At 67.3% G+C, this 20850-nt stretch carries 16 protein-coding genes; 11 read left to right on the top strand and 5 right to left on the bottom strand.

The genetic code is table 11. The features are described 5' to 3' along the window. Positions 1-17 precede the first annotated feature (17 nt). Positions 18-2534, bottom strand: coding sequence for a DNA gyrase/topoisomerase IV subunit A (locus tag IEX43_RS16830; protein ID WP_188812818.1), 2517 nt, complete (start codon positions 2532-2534; stop codon positions 18-20). A gap of 88 nt (positions 2535-2622) precedes the next feature. Between IEX43_RS16830 and IEX43_RS16825 the strand changes: the two genes are divergently transcribed. The 4 genes from IEX43_RS16825 to IEX43_RS16810 are packed head-to-tail and all read left to right on the top strand — an operon-like array spanning position 2623 to position 8102. After that, complete coding sequence (locus tag IEX43_RS16825; protein ID WP_188812816.1) at positions 2623-5307, top strand: bifunctional acetate--CoA ligase family protein/GNAT family N-acetyltransferase; 2685 nt, start codon at positions 2623-2625, stop codon at positions 5305-5307. A 42-nt stretch (positions 5308-5349) separates the two neighbouring features. Beyond that, on the top strand, positions 5350-6090 hold the full coding sequence (locus IEX43_RS16820; protein WP_104187600.1) for a DUF5998 family protein: 741 nt from the start codon (positions 5350-5352) through the stop codon (positions 6088-6090). 1 nt (position 6091) lies between these two features. After that, a complete protein-coding gene (locus IEX43_RS16815; protein ID WP_188812814.1) occupies positions 6092-7384 on the top strand; it encodes an alkaline phosphatase family protein in 1293 nt (430 codons plus the stop codon). Beyond that, positions 7377-8102, top strand: a complete 726-nt coding sequence (locus IEX43_RS16810; protein WP_188812812.1) for a thymidine kinase — start codon at positions 7377-7379, stop codon at positions 8100-8102. The genes IEX43_RS16815 and IEX43_RS16810 overlap by 8 nt, the downstream gene beginning before the upstream one ends. Before the next feature lie 56 nt (positions 8103-8158). On the opposite strand, the gene sepH is transcribed toward IEX43_RS16810, so the two are convergent. Both sepH and IEX43_RS16800 read right to left on the bottom strand, forming a co-directional pair. Further along, entirely contained in the window at positions 8159-9499 is a 1341-nt protein-coding gene (gene sepH, locus IEX43_RS16805) for a septation protein SepH (RefSeq protein ID WP_188812810.1), read from the bottom strand. 123 nt (positions 9500-9622) lie between these two features. Continuing rightward, on the bottom strand, positions 9623-10111 hold the full coding sequence (locus tag IEX43_RS16800) for a DUF3093 domain-containing protein (protein WP_188812808.1): 489 nt from the start codon (positions 10109-10111) through the stop codon (positions 9623-9625). Positions 10112-10301: 190 nt separating this feature from the next. Here IEX43_RS16800 and dut point away from each other — a divergent pair, with 190 nt between their 5' ends. The 4 genes from dut to IEX43_RS16780 all read left to right on the top strand — a co-directional run bounded on the left by dut (position 10302) and on the right by IEX43_RS16780 (position 12824). Then, positions 10302-10832: a dUTP diphosphatase gene (gene dut / locus IEX43_RS16795; RefSeq protein WP_188812806.1), complete on the top strand. Its 531-nt coding sequence runs from the start codon at positions 10302-10304 to the stop codon at positions 10830-10832. Between the two features lie 108 nt (positions 10833-10940). Beyond that, positions 10941-11684 (top strand): DUF3710 domain-containing protein, encoded by a 744-nt coding sequence (locus IEX43_RS16790; protein WP_188812804.1) that lies wholly within the window; start codon positions 10941-10943, stop codon positions 11682-11684. Continuing rightward, positions 11677-12036, top strand: coding sequence for an OB-fold nucleic acid binding domain-containing protein (locus IEX43_RS16785; RefSeq protein ID WP_188812802.1), 360 nt, complete (start codon positions 11677-11679; stop codon positions 12034-12036). The genes IEX43_RS16790 and IEX43_RS16785 overlap by 8 nt, the downstream gene beginning before the upstream one ends. Then, positions 12033-12824 carry a DUF3159 domain-containing protein gene (locus tag IEX43_RS16780; protein WP_188812800.1) on the top strand — a complete coding sequence of 264 codons (792 nt, stop codon included), beginning with the start codon at positions 12033-12035 and terminating at the stop codon, positions 12822-12824. The genes IEX43_RS16785 and IEX43_RS16780 overlap by 4 nt, the downstream gene beginning before the upstream one ends. Here IEX43_RS16780 and IEX43_RS16775 read toward each other — a convergent pair. Continuing rightward, positions 12821-13561 (bottom strand): potassium channel family protein, encoded by a 741-nt coding sequence (locus IEX43_RS16775; RefSeq protein ID WP_104187621.1) that lies wholly within the window; start codon positions 13559-13561, stop codon positions 12821-12823. The genes IEX43_RS16780 and IEX43_RS16775 overlap by 4 nt on opposite strands. Then, positions 13558-14232 carry a potassium channel family protein gene (locus tag IEX43_RS16770; protein WP_104187624.1) on the bottom strand — a complete coding sequence of 225 codons (675 nt, stop codon included), beginning with the start codon at positions 14230-14232 and terminating at the stop codon, positions 13558-13560. The genes IEX43_RS16775 and IEX43_RS16770 overlap by 4 nt, the downstream gene beginning before the upstream one ends. A gap of 120 nt (positions 14233-14352) precedes the next feature. On the opposite strand from IEX43_RS16770, the gene IEX43_RS16765 reads away from it, so the two are divergent. The 3 genes from IEX43_RS16765 to IEX43_RS16755 all read left to right on the top strand — a co-directional run bounded on the left by IEX43_RS16765 (position 14353) and on the right by IEX43_RS16755 (position 20716). Beyond that, a complete protein-coding gene (locus tag IEX43_RS16765) occupies positions 14353-16329 on the top strand; it encodes an APC family permease (RefSeq protein WP_188730065.1) in 1977 nt (658 codons plus the stop codon). Further along, complete coding sequence (locus tag IEX43_RS16760; RefSeq protein ID WP_188812798.1) at positions 16326-17711, top strand: class I SAM-dependent RNA methyltransferase; 1386 nt, start codon at positions 16326-16328, stop codon at positions 17709-17711. The genes IEX43_RS16765 and IEX43_RS16760 overlap by 4 nt, the downstream gene beginning before the upstream one ends. Before the next feature lie 179 nt (positions 17712-17890). Continuing rightward, a complete protein-coding gene (locus IEX43_RS16755; RefSeq protein ID WP_188812796.1) occupies positions 17891-20716 on the top strand; it encodes an aconitate hydratase in 2826 nt (941 codons plus the stop codon). Positions 20717-20850: the final 134 nt, after the last annotated feature.

The following is a 20850-nucleotide window of genomic DNA, read 5'->3' as shown; positions in this document are numbered from 1 at the left end:
ATGCAGTCTAGGCCGGATCAGGCAGTCTGGCCGGGATCAGGCCACGCCATGGCGGGACCCACCACGTCCACCGGCTGCGACAACGGGACGCCGGAGCCATCCCGCCGGCCGTGCTCCTGCGGCAGGGACCTGGCAACCCCCGCGGCTGAGGCGGCCTTGGCCGGTCCGTGCCCCGCCCAGGCCAGCAGCAGCGTGTCCTCTCCCTTCAGGAAGCGGTGTGCCCGCACGCCGGCGGTTGCACGGCCCTTCACGGGGTACTCGGAGAACGCCGTGACCTTGGCCGTGCCGGGGGCGGTCCCGGGAAGGGCTCCCGTTGTCCCGGCGATGGTCACCACCACTGCGGCCTCGTCCGTGGGCTGGACCGCGCCGAAGTACAGCACCCGGTCACCGGCGGCCAGCTTGATTCCCGCCATGCCGCCGGCCGTCCGCCCCTGGGGGCGCACGCTTGCGGCTCCGAACTTCAGCAGCTGGGCCTGGCTGGTCAGGAACACCAGCTCAGCATCATCTGCTCCCGCCGGTGCCACATTGACCACGAAGTCCTTGTCCTTGAGGGCTATGACGTCCCAGTCTTCCCGGTTCAGCGGGTAGTCCGGCTGCACCCGCTTCACCACGCCCTGGGATGTGCCGATGGCCAGCACTTCGTCCAGCGGCACGAACGCCACCAGGGTTTCCCCCTTGAGCAGGGTGAGGAAATCCCTGGCCGGAACCCCGCCGGCGAGGTTGGGCAGGCCGGACATGGGCGGCAGCACCGGCATGTCCATCACCTGGAGGCGCAGCATCCGCCCCAGGGAGGTGACCGCCGCGATCTCGCCCCGTGCGGAGGTCTTGACCACGGACGTGAACACATCGTGTTTTGCCCGGGGGCCCGCCTCCGCCAGCGGCTCCTGGTTGCTGGTGCGGGCCACCTGTCCGGAGGCGGTCAGGATGGCCCAGCAGGGGTCGTCGGCGATTTCCAGGGCGAGCGGCGCCGCCTTGCCCTTTTTCCCGGCGGCCAGGGCAAGGTCGGCGGCCACGGTGGGCGCCACGGCTTCGGATTCGAGGAGGACGGTGCGCCGCGGAGTGCCGTGCTCCTCGGCAATCTCTCCCAGCTCGTCGGACACCAGGGTCCGGAGCCGCTCCTCGGAGCCCAGGATCGCCTCGAGCTCCGCGATCTCGCGGCGCAGCTCGTCCTGCTCCTTCTCCAGCTCGATCCGGGAGTACTTGGTCAGCTGGCGCAGCCGGAGCTCCAGGATGTAGTTCGCCTGGATCTCCGTGAGGTCGTAGATGGACATCAGCCGGGCCCGGGCGGCGGCTGCCTCATCGGAGGAGCGGATGATCTGGATGACCTCGTCAATGTCCACAATGGCGATGAGGAGGCCCTCCACCAGGTGGAGGCGGTCCTTCTTCTTGCCCAGCCGGAACACGGTCCGGCGGCGGACAACGTCGATCCTGTGGTTGACGTAGACAGACAGCAGCTGCACCAGGCCCAGGGTCTGTGGCTGTCCGTCCACCAGGGTGACGTTGTTGATGCCGAAAGAGTCCTCCATCGGCGAGTAGCGGTACAGCTGCTGGAGCACCGCGTTGGGGTTGAAGCCGTTCTTGAGTTCGATGACCAGGCGCAGGCCGTGCTTGCGGTCCGTCAGGTCCACGATGTCGCTGATGCCGGTCAGCTTCTTGGCGTTGACGGCGTCCTTGATCTTCTCGATGACCTTTTCCGGGCCCACCATGTAGGGGAGCTCGGTGACCACCAGGCCGGTCCGCCGCGCGGACAGCTGTTCCACCTCCACCTTGGCCCGCGTCTTGAAGGACCCCCGTCCCGTGGCGTAGGCGTCGCGGATGCCGTCCAGCCCCACGATCCGCCCGCCGCTGGGCAGGTCCGGGCCGGGCACGAACCGCATGATGTCATCCAGTGTGGCGTCCGGGTGGGCAATCAGGTGCCGCGCGGCGGAAATGACTTCCACCAGGTTGTGCGGGGCCATGTTGGTGGCCATGCCCACGGCAATGCCGGTGGCGCCGTTGACCAGCAGGTTGGGGAACGCGGCCGGAAGGACGTCCGGCTGGGTCAGCTGGTTGTCATAGTTTGGAACGAAGTCCACCACGTCTTCGTCGAGGTGGTTGGTGAGCGTCAGGGCAGCCGCCGCGAGCCGCGCTTCCGTGTACCGCGGAGCCGCAGGGCCGTCGTCGAGCGATCCGAAGTTGCCGTGCCCGTCAATCAGGGGCAGCCGCAGCGAGAAGTCCTGGGCCATGCGCACCATGGCGTCGTAGATGGCGGTGTCGCCGTGCGGGTGCAGCTTGCCCATGACCTCGCCCACCACGCGGGCGCTTTTCACATGGCCGCGGTCCGGGCGCAGGCCCATGTCGCTCATCATGTAGAGGATGCGCCGCTGCACCGGCTTGAGCCCGTCGCGGGCGTCCGGAAGCGCCCGGGAGTAGATCACCGAATACGCGTACTCCAGGAAGGAACCTTCCATTTCGGAGGTGACATCGATGTCCACGATGTTCTCCGTGTAGGGGGTGGTGTCTTCGGGAGGGGCTGAACTTTGGCGGCGGGCCATGGGGTTGGTGGATCCTTCTGCAGAGCGGTGCAATGGTTTGTTGGGCGCAAGCGGCAGTGCTGCGGGAGTTTTTGGCTAGGCTAAGCCTATGGTGGAACAGCCCGTGGACGGCGAATATCCGGAACATTGGGAAGCCGATGTCGTGCTGCGGGACGGCGGGACGGCACATCTGCGCCCCATCCACCCCGCGGACGCGGACGCTGTCCAGAAGTTCCATATGGGACAGTCGCAGAACTCAATCTACATGCGCTTCTTTGCCTTCAAGGCCAAGCTTTCCAGCAAGGAGCTCAAGCGGTTCACCGAGGTGGACTACCGGGACCGGGTGGCGTTCGTCATCACCATCGGCGGTGAAATCGTAGGGATCGGCCGGTATGACCGGCTGGACGACCCCACCGAAGCCGAAGTGGCGTTCAACATCGCCGATTCGCACCAGGGGAGGGGCATCGGCTCCATCCTGCTCGAACACCTCGCCGCCGCCGCCCACGAGAACGGGATCCGCCGCTTCAGCGCGGAGGTGCTGCCGGAGAACCGCAAGATGCTGATGGTCTTTTCCGACGCCGGCTATGACGTCAAACGGCATTTCGACGACGGCGTCGTCAGCCTTGAGTTCAACATCGACCCCACCGAAAAATCCCGGGCGGTGATGGAATCCCGCGAGCACCGCGCGGAGGCGAGGAGTGTCCGCGACCTGCTGACGCCGTCGTCCATTGCCGTCATCGGGGCGAGCCGCAAGTGGGGGACGGTGGGCTACCAGCTCCTGGAGCACATCATCGAAGGCGGCTTCCCGGGGCCCGTGTTTGCCATCAATCCCGAGGCCCTGGAATTGGCCGGCATGATCTCCTTCGGCAGGCTCTCAGAGGTCCCTGAACCTGTGCAGCTGGCCGTTGTTGCCGTCCCTTACGAGGAAGTGCCCGCCGTCGTCGCAGACTGTGCGGCGGCAGGGGTTAAGGGCCTGGTAATCGCCTCAGCAGGCTTCGCGGACGACGGCGAACGCGGCCTCATGAGGCAGCGCGACCTGGTGCGACAGGCACGCGCCAACGGGATGCGGGTGATTGGGCCGGCGTCCCTGGGGATCGTGAACACCCACCCGGCCGTGTCGCTGAACGCCTCGATGGCGCCCGCGCTGGCGCTGCGCGGCGGGCTTGGGCTGTTCTCCCAGTCAGCGGCCATCGGCGTTTCGCTCTACGCCGCTTCCAGCAGGCGCCGGCTGGGACTGTCCACCTTTCTCTCCGCCGGGAACCGCGCGGACGTGTCGGGCAACGACATGATGCAGTACTGGGAGGACGACGCCGACACCTCCGCCGTGGGCCTGTACCTGGAATCGATCGGCAACCCGCGCAAGTTTTCCCGGCTGGCCCGGCGCCTGGCGCGCATCAAGCCGGTCATTGTGGCCAAGTCCGATGCCATGGGGCTGCGGCTGCCGCCCGGCCACGCCGTCCGCACCACCCAAGCGCCTGCGGGTGCGCTTGACGCGATGCTCCGCCAGTCAGGGGTCATCCGGGTGGAGACCATAGAGCAGCTTGTGGACGTGGCGCAGGTGGTGTCCAACCAGCCGCTGCCCGCCGGGCCCGGGCTGGCCATCTTCAGCAACTCCCAGGCCCTGGGAAAAGTGGTGGCAGACAGCGCGTCGTCGCATGGGCTCGACGTTGCCCGGCTGGTGACCGGCGTGGACCTCGACGCCGGCCAGTCGGTTGCCCTCCCCGCCCTGCGTTCGTCCCTGCTCGCCGCCCTCGAGTCCGACGCCGTCCATGGGGCCGTCGCGGCACTGCTGCCCGCCCGCGGGCTCACGGTGGACAGCATTGCCGAGGTGCTCGCCGAATGCTCGGTGAAGGCAGGAAAACCCGTGGTGGCCGCGTTCACCGGAATCCTGGATCCCTCGGTCTATGTCGAGGGCATGGTGGGGTCCGTGGAGCAGGCCGTGCCCTGCTTCTCCAATCCTGGCGCTGCGGTGGCCGCGCTCGCCGCCGTGGTGCGGTACTCGGAGTGGGTCTCGCGCGACCACGGGCACTTCGTTGAGCCGGAAGGCTGCGATCCGCAGCGCGCGCGGGCCGAGCTGGAGGGCCTCCTCCGCGACGTGAAGGGGGAGCAGCTCAAGCAGCTGGACCCGGCGGCCACCCGCTCCCTCCTGGGCCACTACGGCATCACCGTGCTGCCTTCGGTTGGCTTCGACACCCCGGACCAGGCCGTTGAGGCGGCGGACATGCTGGGCTGGCCGGTGGCGCTGAAGACCACCGACCCCTCGCTGCGCCACCGCCTGGACCTCGGGGGAGTCCGCCTGGATATCCAGGACGCCGAGTCCCTGCGCCTGAACGTCCTGCAGATGCGGCGGACCCTATCCCGCTACGGCGACCCGGCACTGGAAGTGCAGAGCATGGCGCCGGTGGGACAGGCCTGTACCTTCCGGGCCATCGAGGACCCGCTCCTGGGCCCGGTCATCTCGTTCGGCCTGGCCGGGGACGCCGTCAACCTGCTGGACGACTGGGCGCACCGGGTACCGCCCCTGTCAGCCGCAGACGTGCATGACTTCATCCGCGGGCCGCGGGCGGCCCGGAAGCTCTTCGGCTACCAGGGCCTGCCGGCCGTGGACGTGGCCGCCCTTGAGGACCTGGCCGGCAGGCTTGCCTGGCTCAAGGACAGCCACCCGGAAATCGCGCTGGTGGAATTCAACCCCGTGCTGTGCGGCGTATCCGGTGCAGTGATCCTGGCCGCGGATGTCCGGATCGGCAACGCGGCCCAGCGCACCGACAGCGCCCGCCGGGCCATGCTGGGCTGACGCGGTTAGCAATGTGGCGGGCCGATCTGTGAAAATGGGGGAATGAGCTCACAGCCTCCCGCGTCGGCGCCCGAAACGCCCGGCAATGAAAACCAGGCAGTCCGCCACAGCTCACACAGCCACAGCGCCCAGGGCCAAAGCCTGGACGGCGCGCTCCAGAAGGCGGGTTTTTACCCGCGCCTGGTGGCTGACGTGGTGGACGACGCACTGGACGGCCGCGAGTGCGTTGCCCACCTGGTGCACCTGGAAACCCACTTCGACCGTGCCGAGGTACGCCGCCACATCACCGTGCTGGTGCTGACCGCGGACATGCTGGTGATCACCCACGTGGACGACCAGCAGCTGGATGAGGCGGGTGAGCAAATCGTGGCCCAGATCTCCACTGAGTCCGTGCCCGTGGCGCAGATCCGCTCCGTGGTCCTCAGCTACATGTACGCGCAGCCTCAGGACTACAAGCCTTCAGACCCGGTCCGCGAGGTGACGCTGTCCATAGCATGGTCCGGCGGCCAGAGGCTTGACATGGGCCCCGCCAGCTGCGGGGATCCCCAGTGCGAGGCGGACCACGGGTACAGCGGCACCATTGCGCAGGAGGACATTGTCCTGCGGATCAGCGCCGAGGCGGACGGATTGCAGGCCGTCCAGGACGCCAAGCTCTTCGCCCGCGCGCTGCGCGCCGTGAACACGGGCTCTGCCGCCCCGGCGCCCCACATCCAGTCACTCCCGGCCCGGCCGCGTTCAGGCGTGTTCGGCAACCGGCTCAGCCGCGGGCACCAGCAGCGCTGAGATGCCGGACGAACGACGAACAACCAGCAACGTCCCCCCAGCCGGCAACGTCCCACGAACCCCAGCCAGCGGCGCTCCTGTCCCGGCCGGCGCCCCAGCCGGCCGGCCGGCCAAAGCCCCGGACCTGCCGCCCGCTCCCGCCTACGGCCGGCGTTCCGTGGCGGACGTGCTGACCAGTGCCGCAGCCAGCCTGGGCCTGGACGGATTCACCAACACCCTTGGCCTTCCTGCCGCGTCCCGCGTATGCGTCGTCGTCGCCGACGGCCTTGGCCGGAACCTCCTGAAGCAGAAGTCCGCCCATACCCCCTTCCTGCGCTCCGTCATCCAGGCCGGCCAGGGCGCCGTCCCCGTGTGGCTCGATTCGGCGTTCCCTTCCACCACGGCCGCCGCATTGGCAAGTTTCGGCACCGGCCTGCCCCCGGGCCAGCACGGCCTGGTGGGCTACGACGTGCTGGATCCGGAGCAGGACAAGGTGGTCAACCTTCTTGGCAACTGGGACCCCGGGGTTGACCCGGTGGCCTGGCAGCCGTTCCCCACAGTGCTGGAACGCGCTGCCGGCCAGGCGGCAGTGACCACTGTCAGCCTTCCCCAGTTCGGGGACTCACCCATGACCCGCGCCGCCCTCCGCGGCGGCACCTTCATTCCCGCCACCACCTCCCACGCCCGGACCGCCGCGGCCGCCGAAGCCCTGGCAGCGCCAGGGCCAGGCCTGATGTACTTCTACGTCAACGAGCTTGATAAGGCAGGCCACCGCCACGGCTGCCAGTCGCAGGAATGGGAACACCAGCTTGAAGAGCTGGACGCCGTGATGAAGCGGCTCAACTCCTCCCTGCCGGCGGGCACCAGCATCCTGCTGACGGCGGACCACGGCATGCTCGACGTGCCGGAGCAGCAGCGCATCGACTTCTCGGCGGATCCGCAGCTGGTGGAAGGAGTACGCCACACGGCAGGCGAACCGCGGATGGTGCACCTGTACCTGGACGACGCGTCAGACGCCGGTGCACGGGAGCGGCTCCTCGCCGCCTGGCGCGGCCGTTTCGGTACCCGCATCTGGGCGTTCACCAGGGAGGACGCCATTGCCGCAGGACTTTTTGGTCCGGTCCGGCCCGCAGTCGAGCGCAGGATCGGCGACGTGATGATTGCGGCCCGCGACGAGCTCGCCCTCTACGACACGAGGCGTGTCCGCCCCACCGCGATGGAGGTCGTGGGTCAGCACGGATCGCTGACCAGGGCTGAGCGGGAGGTTCCGCTCCTCTATTTCACGGCCGACGGCAGGAGCGCCCGCCGTGGCTGAGCTCGTCTTTTTCTCCGGCACCATGGACTGCGGCAAGTCCACGCTCGCGCTGCAGATGGACCACAACCACCGGGTCCGTGGCCGGGGCGGCGTCCGCTTCAGCCGCAACGACCGCGCCGGCGAGTCCCGTATCTCCAGCCGGCTTGGACTGGAAACCGACGCCGTGGAGGTAGTGGACGGGACGGATTTCTGGGAGGAAGTCATGCGGCGGCGCACCCAGGGCCAGCGTGTGGACTACCTGATCTGCGATGAAGCCCAGTTCTACACGCCTGAGCAGGTGGAGCAGCTGGCGAAAGTCGTGGACGAGATCGACGTGGACGTCTTCGCCTTCGGCATCACCGCTGACTTCCGCACCCGGCTGTTCCCCGGCTCCCAGCGGCTGATCGAACTCGCGGACCGGGTGCAGGTCCTGCAGGTGGAGGCCCTGTGCTGGTGCGGCCGCCGGGCAACGCACAACGCACGCACGGTCGACGGCGTCATGGTCACCGAGGGCGCGCAGGTAGTGGTGGGCGACGTTGACATGGCCGTGGACGGCCCGGCCGCCACGGCGGCAGGCCACATCCCCGTAGTGGGATATGAGACGCTGTGCCGCCGCCATTTCATGCGCCGCGTCACGGCGCATGGCGCCAACCTCATGGCCGAACAGGACCAGCTGCTGCCGTTCGAGGTGGATGCGTGCCTGTGGCGGGGCACCGGCGGGACCGGCGTGGACGCCTAGACAGTCCTTCCGGCGGTGCGGGCCGCAGGCCCGGGAGCCAGCCGCCGGCCCGGGAGTCAGTCCCCGCGGGTACCGAAGACGATTTCGTCCCAGGATGGAACGCTGGAGCGCTTGGGCCTGGCGGGCTGGCGTTCGGGAGTTCCCGCCTCCGGCAGTTGGCCGGTGGTGGGGGAGGAGTCTTCGTTCCGGGGCGCAGGACGCTTCGGGGCGCCGCCCAGCAATTCGTCCAGTCCCGCGCCACTGGATGTGCCGTTCCCGTTGCCCGGTGCTGCGTCCGCTGCCGTGGCGCCGGAGGCCCGCTGCGGTGAAGCCACAATGGTTATTTCCCGGGTATCGGTGCTGACGCCGTTATGCAGCCGCAGGTTCTCGTCGGCGGGTTCGTGCTGGGGCGGCAGGAGGCTGAGCCGGGACAGCATGGACGGCCGGGCATCCCGCCGCCGGACGAAGGAGTCGCCCTGGGCAGCAGGCGCTTCGGTACGGTCAGGTTCCTGTCCGGCGTCGTGTTCTTCCGCTTCCGGAGTGATCTCCGAGGGCCGGGGGTGGGCGGCAGGAACGCCAGTGGTCAGGAGCAGCGCCAGGGCGTCGTCGGAGTCCTCATCCACGCCAAGCCTCTGGCCCCGTCGGGAGCGCAGCATGTCCAGGAGGCCGTCGGATTCCTTATCCTTGCCGGCCGCCTGGCCGGCGTTGCCGCCCTGGTTGCCGGGAGCGGAGTCGGCATCGGTCTCAAAATCAAAGGGCCGGTCGGAGACGGCGGACAACCTGCGGGCCGGGACCGGTCCGTCCAGGGGCTCCAGCTCACTGAGCTGCTGGGCCCAGCGGTTGGCGTTATGCAGGGTCTTCCGGGCCGGGCTGAAGGTCCACAGCGCGGGCGGCTCCTCGCCGATTCCCTGTGCGCCGCCGTTCTTCGCCTCGAAGGTGGCAGACACAGTCCAGGTCCCGTCCTGGCGGCGCCATGAATCCCACTCCGCGGAGGCGGGGTCGATGCCATGCGCCGAAAGCCTGTGCGCCACCATGTCGCCCAACGTGGCCGGGCTGTCACCGAATGCTGAGCGGTAGATGTCGTGCCCGGGCGACGGCGCGGCCACTTCCACCTTGCGGGCCTGCTGGGCCACGTACTCCCGTTCTGCGAGGACCGGGCCCTCGTACCGTTCAACCTTGGCCAGCGGCAGCCCGGAAGCCTCGGCTACGTCCGCCGCCGTGGCTCCGGCCCTGATCCGGGCCTGGATGTCCCGCGGGGACATGGGAATGGCAGGCCGCTCGACCCGCGGCTTAACCGCGGACCTGCTGGCCGTCCTCAGCGCTTCATCGATCGGCAGCTGGAACATCTCGCCGCCGGCCCCGCTCAACAGGAGGTGAGTCCCGTCGTCGTGTACGCCTACAAGCCGTAGATCCTGCATACAAATCCTCCACCCTGGCATTACTATCACTCGAAACTTTGCCATCCGGCGGCCGGGTTTTGGCTCAAGGGGCAGGGCGCGCCGCGATTTTCCGGGAGATCCGGGTGAAAGGGGACCTGCGGGCTAGTGCCTTGAGAGGGCTGCCGTCAGCTCATCGGGGCGGCGGGTGGAGGTCAGCCAGTACGGCGTCGGGTCTGATGGATCGGTGATCTCAACCTTGACCACCGGATCGATCCAGCCCCGGATGCAGAGGTAGGCCAGCCCGTTCAGCCGGGTGCCGCGTTCCGCCGTCGCTTCCCCGCCGCGGAACGGCTGGACGGCACCCACAAAGCGGCGCTCGATGGTGGCCCGCCCCACGGTCAGGGTTTTCGGGGTCACCACGATGCTCGGGGTGGAAAGGACCAGGAGTACGGCGATGATGGCAAAAAGCACCACTGCGGCCGTGTACCCGGCAGCTGCGCTGATCGGGGCGAACACCAGGATCCCCGCCCCTGAAACGCCTGCCGAGATGATCCAGATCCATACGTTCGGCCACAACTTTTCGCGATAGATCACGTCAGCTTCGGCTGAGGGAGTATTGGGCACGGACGCGGCGGAACTGGATTCGGGCATGGACCAAGCTTTCCACCTTTCCGTGGCTATTTCATCCCGGCCGGGCCCGTCCCGGCTGTGCCGGCCGGTGCCGTTCAGGGCGGGACCGCACTGGGAGGTCCGGCCCGGCAGGCTGTACGCAGGCTGTACGCAGTGGGCAGCCGCCCGCGGCCTAGGTCCCATCCGCGGGCGCGGGTTAGAGTGAGTTACTGTGACTGATCAATCCGCAGCAGTAGACACATTTCCCCCGGACCCGCCTTCCGGGGACGAGCCCCTTGCCTCGGCCCCGACCCTGCAGGTCCAGCTGAAGATGCTGGACCCGGGCCTGGAAGCGCCGTCGTACGCGCACCCGGGCGATGCCGGCGCTGACCTTCGCGCCAGGGAAGACGTTGTCCTGCAGCCGGGAGAGCGCAAGCTCGTACCCACCGGAGTGGCCATTGCCCTGCCTGAGGGATTCGTGGCCCTCATCCACCCCCGCTCCGGACTGGCCACCAGGCACGGGCTGACTATCGTCAACGCCCCGGGAACGGTGGATGCCGGGTACCGCGGGGAAATAGCAGTCACCCTGCTGAACACCGATGCCACCCAGCCCATTGAGCTGCACCGCGGCGATAGAATTGCCCAGATGGTGATCCAGCGGGTTGAGTACGCCCAGTTCATCCCCGTCAACGAATTGAGCGGGTCCGTGCGCGGCACCGGAGGATTCGGGTCCACCGGCGGGTTCAGGCGGCCCGGAGCCTGAGACAAGTATTTCCGTTCCGGCAGGCTCGCTGCCGGCAAGCGGCAGAGCACGACGGCGGGACCCCCTCAGGGCCGGACCGGCACATTTCACAACTAAGGAGACACCCTCATGGTCTTTGGGCTCGGCAGGAAAGCCAAGAAGGAAGAAGTATCCGAACCGGATGACTCCCTGACCACCGCGGAGTCCCCGGAGGACGCCGCGGCAGGCTCCGGTGTCCGCGCCAACGGACCGTTTGATGAATCCGAAATCACCAGCCGCGACGGTTACGTGGACCTCGGCGCGCTCCTGATCGCACCCAGTGAGGGCCTGCAACTGCGCCTCGAGGTTGAAGAAGCCACCCAGCGCGTGGTGGCCGTTACCTTGGATCTGAACGGGTCGAGCCTGCAGCTTCAGGCTTTCGCCGCCCCCAAGACCGAAGGCCTGTGGGACGAAATCCGTGAGCAGATCGGCCAGTCCGTCGGGGCACAGGGCGGCCAGGTCGAGGAAGTCGAGGGAGGCTTCGGCACTGAACTCGTAGCGAAACTGCCGGCCGGGCTGCCTGACGGCAGCCAGGGATACCGGGTGGCGCGTTTTGTAGGCGTTGACGGTCCCCGCTGGTTCCTCCGTGGCGTGCTGGGCGGCCCGGCAGCCCTGGAACGGGCTGCTGCCGAGCCGCTGGAAGCCCTCTTCAGGCAGGTTGTGGTGATCCGGGGCGGCAGCCCCATGCCGCCGCGGGACCTGCTGCAGCTCCGCCTGCCCAAGGACGCTGCCGCAACCCCACCGCCGGCCGCCACCCCGCAGCCCGCCCCCGCGCAGCCCGCCCCCGCGCTCCAGGAGCCGGAACGTGGCCCGGAAACCACACAGATTGGCTGATCCTGCACCGGACGGCGTGCCCCGGCACCACGCCGGAACACTCCCTATCAGCCAGCTTCCGGACAAGGGCCGTGTCACCTGCCAGGGGCGCATCGAATCGGTGACTTTCCTCCCGGCAGACCAGGCTGCCGCCTTCAGCGCCATGGTCTCCGACGCCGAGCCGGAAAAAGCCTCCGCCCAGGCTGGTGCACGGCGCGGAAGGCTCCGCGTTGTGTGGCTGGGGCGCCGGCGCGTGCCGGGCATTGAAGCCGGCGCGGAGATCCGGCTGGACGGAATGCTTTCCACGAACAACGGACTGCCCACCATGTTCAACCCACGCTACGAAATACTGTCCCGCCAGGAGAACGAATGACCGCGCCCCAGCCCGACCCCTCCGCCGGATCCCAGGGGCCGGATACTCCCGGCCACGCAGGCAAGCCGGGCCCGGCGCAGGAGCCTTCCCCCGTGGCGGGCCTCGCAGCGGAATATGCCGCCAAGGCAGGACTGCACCGGACCCACGACGGCCGCGTGGACGTCCTCCGGAGCGCCGGCGGGATCCAGGGCATTGCCGAGAGCATCGCTCCGGGACTCGTCTTCCTGGTCGCCTTCACCGTGACCCGGGAACTGACGCTGTCCCTTGTGGCGGCCCTTGCCGCCGCAGCCGTCTTCACAGTGGTCCGGCTGGTCCAGCGCAAGCCCCTGACGCAGGCACTCGCCGGCGTGGTGGGCGTGGGTATCTCGGCCTGGCTGGCCAATACCACCGGCAAGGCAGAGGACTTCTACCTGCCCGGTTTCTTCACCAACGCCGGGTACATCCTGGCGATGGTCCTCTCCATCTTCCTCAAATGGCCGGTAGCGGGCCTGCTCTTCGGATTCATCCGGAACGAAGGCCTCGACTGGCGCAAGGACCCGGCACGGGTCAAGGCCTACCAGCTGGGCACCTGGATCATCGTTGCGGTCCTTGCGCTTCGGCTTGCCGTACAGGTCCCGCTCTACCTCATGGGGCCTGAAGGACTTGCTGCCCTGGCAACCACCCGCCTCATCATGGGCGCGCCGCTGTACATCCTCGGTGTCTGGATCGCCTGGCTTGTCACGCGGCCCGCTCCGGCCGAGTCCGGGCCGGAACCCCAGCCGACGGACGGCCCGGCTGCGGCAAACTAGCCGTCGAACCCGTCGTCCTCCGGGCCCTGCTGCTCAAGGTGGCCCGCGTCGTCGGCGGGCCGGGGCTGCGGTTCTGAGGAGTCGGGGGAGAGCAGCGCGCGCAGTTCGTCCTCGGCGGCGATAGTCGTCACGAAGAACAGCTCGTCGCCGCCGTCGATCACGTCATCCCGGCTCGGCGTGATGGGCGCGTGGTCCCGAAGGATAGCCACCAGAGTGGAATCCTCAGGCCACTGGATCTGTCCCACGGTGCTGCCGATAACGTGCGAATCGTGCGGGACGGTGAACTCCACCAGGGAGGACACCCCGGTCTGGAGCGTCAGCAGCCGGACAAGGTCGCCGATCTCCACGGCTTCCTCCACCAGGGCTGTCATGAGCTGCGGGGTGTTGACGGCAACGTCCACGCCCCAGGAATCGTTGAACATCCAGTCATTCTTGGGGTTGTTGACCCGCCCCACGGTGCGGCCCACCCCGAACTCCGTCTTGGCCAGGAGCGAGACCACCAGGTTGACCTTGTCGTCACCGGTGGCCGAGACCACCACGTCCGCGTCTTCAACCTTGGCTCCCTGGAGCGTGCTCAGCTCGCAGGCGTCGCCCACCAGCCAGTGCGCCCCCCGCAGGCCGCTCCGTCCGATCACTTCCGGCTTGAGGTCGATCAGGAGGATCTCATGCTTGTGCGCCAGCAATTCCCTGGCAATGGACGATCCGACGCTTCCCGCGCCAACGATCACGACTTTCACTGGGACTCCTTGGCAGGGGCTTTGGCCAGGATCTGGGCGACCTGTGAGCTGCGGTCCACCGGGAGCATGGCGTGCACGGTGTCGCCGTCCTGATACGCGGTGCCCGCAGCCGGCAGGATCCCCTCACCGAAGCGGGTCAGGTACGCCACCCGGATATCGGCGGCTTTTTCGATGCTGCTGACCGGGTGCCCGATCCACCCGGCGTCGAGGTCCAGTTCGGCCAGCACCAGGCGGCCGGAGGGCTCCCGGAAATCACCGGCGAGGTGCTGTTCGGGCAGGATGCGCCGGAGGACCTGGTCGGCGCTCCAGCGGACCGCCGCCACAGTGGGAATGCCCAGGCGCTGGTAGATCTCGGCACGGCCGGGATCGTAGATCCGGGCGACGACGTGGGGGACGTGGAACGTTTCCCGCGCCACGCGGGTGGCGAGGATATTGGAGTTGTCACCGCTGGACACCGCCGCGAAGGCGTACGCTTCGGCGACCCCCGCCTGCTTCATGGTGTCCCGGTCGAAGCCAACACCGGTGACCTTGCGGCCTGTGAACCCCTGCCGGAGCCGGCGGAAGGCGCGGTCGTCCTGGTCGATGATGGCCACAGAATGCCCGGCGTCCTCCAGCGTGTGAGCCAGCGTCGCCCCCACCCGGCCACATCCCATGATCACGAAATGCGCCACGGTGTTTCTCCTCTGTAATCCTGTCAAGGTCCTGCTGCTAGAACTCTACCGCCAGCGTCCGGGCTGCAGCCGCCCGCCGCCCGTCATGACATAGTCCGGGAATCAGACTAGCTTTGTGGGGTGCTGACAATATTGAACGCCGCCAAGCGTGTGCTGGTGGGCCGGCCATTCCGAAATGACCGGCTGGCCCATACGCTGCTTCCCAAGCGGATCGCACTTCCCGTCTTCGCATCCGACGCCCTCTCATCCGTGGCGTACGCACCCGATGAGATCCTGCTCACCCTGGCGCTGGCGGGCGTCAGCGCAGTTGCGTTCTCACCCTGGGTGGGCCTGGCCGTCATGGTGGTCCTGCTCACCGTTGTGGCGTCCTACCGGCAAAACGTCCACGCCTACCCATCGGGCGGCGGCGACTACGAAATCGCCGGCGAAAACCTCGGCAAGTACGCCGGCCTCACCGTAGCCTCGGCGCTGCTGGTGGACTACGTCCTGACCGTCGCGGTTTCCATCTCCTCGGCCGCCACGTACCTCACCACCGCCGTCCCGTCGCTGCACGGCAACCAGGCGGCCATTGCCGCCGTCGGCGTTGCGATCCTCGCCCTGGTGAACCTGCGCGGCGTGAAAGAGGCAGGCACCATGTTTGCCATTCCCACCTACCTCTTCATGGCAGCCATCCTGGGCATGACGGCCGTGGGCATTTTCCAAGCCGCCACCGGACAGTTGGGGGAGGCGCCCTCCGCCGCGTTCACGATCGTCCCGGCCCCCGGGTTTGACGAGGGGCTGGTAGGGCTGGCCGGTGCTTTCCTGCTGCTGCGCGCTTTTTCGTCAGGAGCTGCGGCGCTGACGGGCGTCGAAGCCATCAGCAACGGCGTGCCCAACTTCCGCCCGCCGAAAAGCAAGAATGCGGCCACCACCCTGCTGCTGCTGGGCGTCATCGGCGCCACCATGCTTGCGGGCATCATGTACCTGGCCAACGCCACCAAGGTACACATCGTCCTCGACCCCGCAACGGAGTTCCTCCTCAACGGCAACCCGCTCCCCGAGGGGTACATCCAGACGCCGGCCATCAGCCAGATTGCCCACACCATCTTTGGGCCGGGATCCATACCTTTCTATATCGTGGTGGCCGCAACCGGCGTCATCCTGGTCTTCGCGGCCAACACGGCCTTCAACGGCTTCCCCGTGCTCGGCTCCATCCTCGCCCAGGACGGATACCTTCCCCGGCAGCTGCGGACCAGGGGCGACAGGCTGGCCTTCAGCAACGGCGTCCTTGCCCTCGCCGCCGGTGCACTGGTGCTGATCCTGGCGTTCAACGCGGACGTCACCAAACTCATCCAGCTCTACATCGTGGGGGTCTTCATCTCCTTCACAGCCAGCCAGCTGGGAATGATCCGGCACTGGGGCCGGAAGCTCAAACTGGCCAGGGACAAAGCCGCCCGGCGCCGCATGGCCAAGTCACGCGTCATCAACAGCATCGGCTTCGGCATGACCGCCACGGTCCTTGTCATCGTGCTGGTCACCAAATTCGAGCAGGGCGCCTGGATTGCCCTGCTGGCCATGTTCATCCTGTTCCTGATTATGTGGAGCATCAAAGCCCACTACGACAACGTGGCCAGGGAACTGGCAGTGGATGAGGACGCCTCGCCGCGTGCCCTCCCCACCCGGGTGCACGCCGTGCTGCTGGTGTCCCACGTGCGCAAGCCCGTGCTGCGGGCCCTTGCCTATGCCAGGGCTTCCCGGCCCTCCCGGCTTGACGCCGTCACCGTGGACATCGATCCGGAGGAAACCGCGCAGACCGTGGCCGACTGGGACAAGCTGGAGATCCCCGTGCCGCTGACGGTACTGGCAAGCCCCTACCGAGAGACGGTCACGCCGATCATGGACTACGTCAAGCAGATGCGGCTTGACTCGCCCCGGGACCTGATCGTTGTGTACATCCCCGAATACGTGGTGGGCAAATGGTGGGAACAGCTGGTCCACAACCAGACAGCCCTCCGCATCAAGACCCGGCTGCACTTTGAACCAGGCGTGATGGTGGCGAGCGTTCCCTGGCAGCTGAAATCATCCGAAGAAGCCAAGAACCTGCAGGACGTCCAATGATTGCGAAGGCCCCGTTGCACACGATTCACCAGCCACCCGCCGGAGCGACCGGCACGGAAGTAGTGCTCGACGTCGGACCGGTGGCCCATGGCGGCCACTGCGTCGCAAGGCACGAGGGGCGGGTAATTTTCGTCCGGCACGGCATTCCCGGCGAGAAGGTGCGGGTACGGCTGACGGACGCCGAAGAGAAGGCCAAGTTCTGGCGGGCGGACGTCGTGGAGGTTCTTGCCGCCTCTCCGGACCGCGTGGGCCACTTCTGGCATGCTGCCGATTCGCTGCGGGCGTGGGGCCACGGGCATCCCCCGGTGGGGGGAGCGGAGTTTGGCCACATGACGCTGGCCCGGCAGCGCAGCCTCAAGGCAGAAGTCCTGGCTGAACAGCTCACGCGCCTTGCCGGCGTCGAAGAGTTGCCGAATGGGGCCGTCCACAGCGTCGAAGCAGTGGGCGGACAGGACGACGGCGGGAACGGCCTCGGGTGGCGGACGCGCGCCAGTTTCTCGGTCACCCCCGGCGGGAAGCTCGGCATGCACGCGCACCGCTCCACTCACATCGTTGCCGTCCGGGAGATGCCCCTCGCCGTCCATGCCATCAACGCCCTTCGCCTTTGGGACCTCGACCTGCAGGGCATCGACCGGGTGGAAGTGGCGGCCCCGGCCAACGGCTCACGTCCGCTGGTGCTGCTGGCACCAGGTCAGGGAACCAAGCCCAAGCGGCTTAACGCCGTGGCTGCCCAACTGCCCGCCGAGGTGTCCGTAGCCACGTTCGATCCCGCTACCGACGAGGTGCACCAGTTGCGCGGCCGCACCTGGGTGCAGGAAACAGCAGCCGGCCATGACTACCGGGTGACCGGCGCCGGGTTCTGGCAGATCCACCGCGACGCGCCCGGGGCGCTTGTGGGGGGCGTCACAGAATTCCTCCAAAACGGCGGCTTCCTGCATCCCGGCGCGGTGGTGGCCGACCTCTATGCGGGCGCCGGACTGTTTACTGCCGTCCTGGCCGACGCCGTGGGGGAGACGGGGTCCGTCCTGTCAGTGGAGGGGGCACCCGGAACCAGCCGGGACGCCCGCAAAAACCTGCACGCAGCGCCGCAGGTGGAGATCGTCCAGGGCCGGGTGGAGCGGGTCCTCCGCCAGAAACCGCGCAACTTTGACGCCCTGGTCCTTGATCCTCCGCGGGCAGGCGCGGGGAAGTCCGTGGTTGGGCAGCTGGTTGAGGCGCAGCCCCGTGCCATTGCCTACGTGTCCTGCGATCCGGCGTCGTTCGCCCGGGACGTGGGGTACTTCCGCCAGGCCGGGTGGGACCTGTCAGGCCTACGGGCCTTCGACCTGTATCCACACACCCACCACCTGGAGACCGTGGCCCTCTTGACGCCGCGCGCCTGAGGAACGGTCCATGATGCCACCGCTGTTTTCGACTACGATGGCCGTAGTAGTCCCACGTCGCGCTCCGTAATCACGGCCGGCCGTGTGCAATTTTCGGGCCCGGATCTAATTAGGGCTTCCTAACTAGCAGGCGGTCAACCGCGCGACAAAGATGAAACTGTTGCGAGAGGAGTCCTGCGATGAGCACTGTGGACAGCTTCGGTTCAAAAGGCAAACTTAATGTAGCCGGAACCGAATACGAAATTTTCCGGTTGAACTCCGTTGAAGGTGCAGAAAACCTTCCGTTCAGCCTCAAGGTATTGCTTGAAAACCTGTTGAGGACCGAGGACGGCGCGAACATCACTGCCGATCACGTCCGCGCCTTGGCAGGCTGGGATCCCAATGCCCAGCCCGATACAGAAATCCAGTTCACGCCTGCACGCGTGATCATGCAGGACTTCACCGGCGTTCCCTGCGTGGTGGACCTGGCGACGATGCGCGAAGCGGTCAAGGAACTGGGCGGCGACCCCAAGCGGGTCAACCCCCTGGCGCCTGCCGAGATGGTCATTGACCACTCGGTCCAGATCGATGCCTTCGGCAACTCCGGCGCACTGGAGCGCAACATGGAGATCGAATACCAGCGCAACGGGGAGCGTTACCAGTTCCTGCGCTGGGGCCAGACCGCGTTCGACGACTTCAAGGTTGTCCCGCCGGGAACCGGCATCGTGCACCAGGTCAACATCGAATACCTGGCCCGCACGGTCATGACCCGCGAAGTGGACGGCGCGCTCCGTGCGTACCCGGACACCTGCGTCGGTACCGACTCCCACACCACCATGGTTAACGGCATGGGTGTCCTCGGGTGGGGCGTCGGCGGCATCGAAGCCGAGGCTGCCATGCTGGGCCAGCCTGTTTCCATGCTGATCCCGCGTGTTGTGGGCTTCAAGCTGACCGGCTCCATCCCGGCCGGCGCCACCGCCACCGACGTGGTACTCACCATCACCGAGCAGCTCCGCAAACACGGTGTTGTGGGCAAGTTCGTTGAGTTCTACGGCGAAGGCGTTGCCGCCGTGCCGCTGGCCAACCGCGCCACCATCGGCAACATGAGCCCGGAATTCGGTTCCACGGCTGCCATGTTCCCGATCGACGACGTCACCCTGGACTACCTGCGCCTCACCGGCCGTTCAGACCAGAACGTGGCACTCGTGGAGGCCTACGCCAAGGAACAGGGCCTCTGGCACGATCCTTCCCGCGAGATCAAGTTCTCCGAGTACCTGGAACTGGACCTGTCCACGGTTGTTCCGTCCATCGCAGGCCCCAAGCGCCCGCAGGACCGCATCGAACTGACCGAGGCCAAGGACGAATTCCGCCACGACCTGAAGAACTACGTCGCCCACGACGCCGACGCCGGCACCCTGGACGAGTCGCTCGAGGAGTCCTTCCCGGCCTCCGACGCGCCTTCCTTCACGGCGGGATCGACCCACATCTCCGACACCGACCGCGAACCCCCGAAGTACTCGGCAGGCCACGGCGGAGCGGGACGCATCTCCCAGCCGGTTCCGGTCAAGATGGCCGATGGACGCGAGTTCGAGCTGGACCACGGTGCGGTCACCATCGCATCCATCACGTCCTGCACCAACACGTCCAACCCGTCGGTCATGCTGGCCGCCGCGGTCCTGGCACGCAACGCCGTGGACAAGGGCCTGACGTCCAAGCCGTGGGTCAAGACCTCTGTTGCACCCGGCTCGAAGGTTGTCACCGACTACTACGAGAAGTCCGGCCTGACCCCCTACCTGGAGAAGCTCGGCTTCTACATCGTGGGCTATGGCTGCGCCACCTGCATCGGCAACTCCGGCCCTCTGGAAGCCGAGGTCTCCGAAGCGATCCAGGCCAACGACCTCGCCGTTGCGGCAGTCCTCTCGGGTAACCGCAACTTCGAAGGCCGCATTAACCCGGACGTCAAGATGAACTACCTTGCCTCCCCGCCGCTGGTCATCGCCTACGCCCTGGCCGGTTCCATGGACTTTGACTTCGAGACCGACGCTCTGGGCCAGGACAAGGACGGTAACGACGTCTTCCTGAAGGACATCTGGCCCAACCCGGTTGAGGTCCAGCAGGTCATCGATTCCTCGATCGACAAGGAAATGTTCGCCAAGGGCTACGAAGGCGTCTTCGAGGGTGACGACCGCTGGAAGGCACTCGACACCCCTGCCGGCGACACCTTCGCCTGGGATCCGAACTCCACCTACGTCCGTAAGCCCCCGTACTTCGAGGGCATGCAGGCCAAGCCGGAGCCGGTCAAGGACATCACGGGCGCCCGCGTGCTCCTGAAGCTGGGCGATTCGGTCACCACCGACCACATCTCCCCGGCCGGTTCGTTTAAGTCCGACACCCCTGCCGGCCAGTACCTCCTGGCCAACGGCGTGGAGCGCAAGGACTTCAACTCCTACGGATCCCGCCGCGGCAACCACGAGGTGATGATCCGCGGAACGTTCGCGAACATCCGCATCAAGAACCAGGTCCTGGACGGCGTCGAGGGCGGTTTCACCCGCGACTTCACCCAGGACGGCGGCCCGCAGGCCTACGTTTACGATGCCGCGCAGAACTACCGGGCAGCCGGCACCCCGCTGGTGGTCCTGGCCGGCAAGGAGTACGGTTCCGGTTCCTCCCGTGACTGGGCTGCCAAGGGTACCGCCCTGCTGGGTGTCAAGGCCGTCATCGCCGAAAGCTACGAGCGCATCCACCGCTCCAACCTCATCGGCATGGGCGTCCTGCCGCTGCAGTACCCGGCCGGCGAGTCCGCAGCCACCCTGGGCCTGTCCGGCACGGAGACGTTCTCGGTCGAGGGTGTCACCGCCCTGAACGAGGGCACCACGCCCAAGACCCTCAAGGTCACGGCAATTGCCGAGGACGGCAGCTCGACGACGTTCGACGCCGTCCTGCGCATCGACACCCCCGGTGAAGCGGACTACTACCGCAACGGCGGAATCCTGCAGTACGTCCTGCGCCAGATCTCCGCTAACTAGCGGTTCCTGACAGCGGGCACCACCTCCCGAAGCCCCGGCCGGTCACCGACCAGCCGGGGCTTCGGCTGTGCAGGTGAGCCTTGTCCCGCGGGCCAAGGCGTTAGAGTTAAACGGCACGTCTACCACCTGAAGGA

Origin of the sequence: Pseudarthrobacter polychromogenes (assembly GCF_014644495.1) — a bacterium.
GTDB lineage: Bacteria > Actinomycetota > Actinomycetes > Actinomycetales > Micrococcaceae > Arthrobacter > Arthrobacter polychromogenes.
The sequence above is the reverse complement of the archived record's forward strand: the minus strand, read 5'-3'. Positions and strand labels throughout refer to the sequence as shown.

Excerpts from the sequence above, each read along its gene's own strand:
- IEX43_RS16790 (WP_188812804.1), top strand. The coding sequence starts at position 10,941 with ATGGTCTTTGGGCTCGGCAGGAAAGCCAAGAAGGAAGAAGTATCCGAA.
- IEX43_RS16820 (WP_104187600.1), top strand. The coding sequence starts at position 5,350 with ATGAGCTCACAGCCTCCCGCGTCGGCGCCCGAAACGCCCGGCAATGAA.
- sepH (WP_188812810.1), bottom strand. The coding sequence starts at position 9,499 with ATGCAGGATCTACGGCTTGTAGGCGTACACGACGACGGGACTCACCTC.
- IEX43_RS16800 (WP_188812808.1), bottom strand. The coding sequence starts at position 10,111 with ATGCCCGAATCCAGTTCCGCCGCGTCCGTGCCCAATACTCCCTCAGCC.
- IEX43_RS16825 (WP_188812816.1), top strand. The coding sequence starts at position 2,623 with ATGGTGGAACAGCCCGTGGACGGCGAATATCCGGAACATTGGGAAGCC.
- IEX43_RS16815 (WP_188812814.1), top strand. The coding sequence starts at position 6,092 with ATGCCGGACGAACGACGAACAACCAGCAACGTCCCCCCAGCCGGCAAC.
- IEX43_RS16830 (WP_188812818.1), bottom strand. The coding sequence starts at position 2,534 with ATGGCCCGCCGCCAAAGTTCAGCCCCTCCCGAAGACACCACCCCCTAC.
- IEX43_RS16755 (WP_188812796.1), top strand. The coding sequence starts at position 17,891 with ATGAGCACTGTGGACAGCTTCGGTTCAAAAGGCAAACTTAATGTAGCC.
- IEX43_RS16780 (WP_188812800.1), top strand. The coding sequence starts at position 12,033 with ATGACCGCGCCCCAGCCCGACCCCTCCGCCGGATCCCAGGGGCCGGAT.
- IEX43_RS16760 (WP_188812798.1), top strand. The coding sequence starts at position 16,326 with ATGATTGCGAAGGCCCCGTTGCACACGATTCACCAGCCACCCGCCGGA.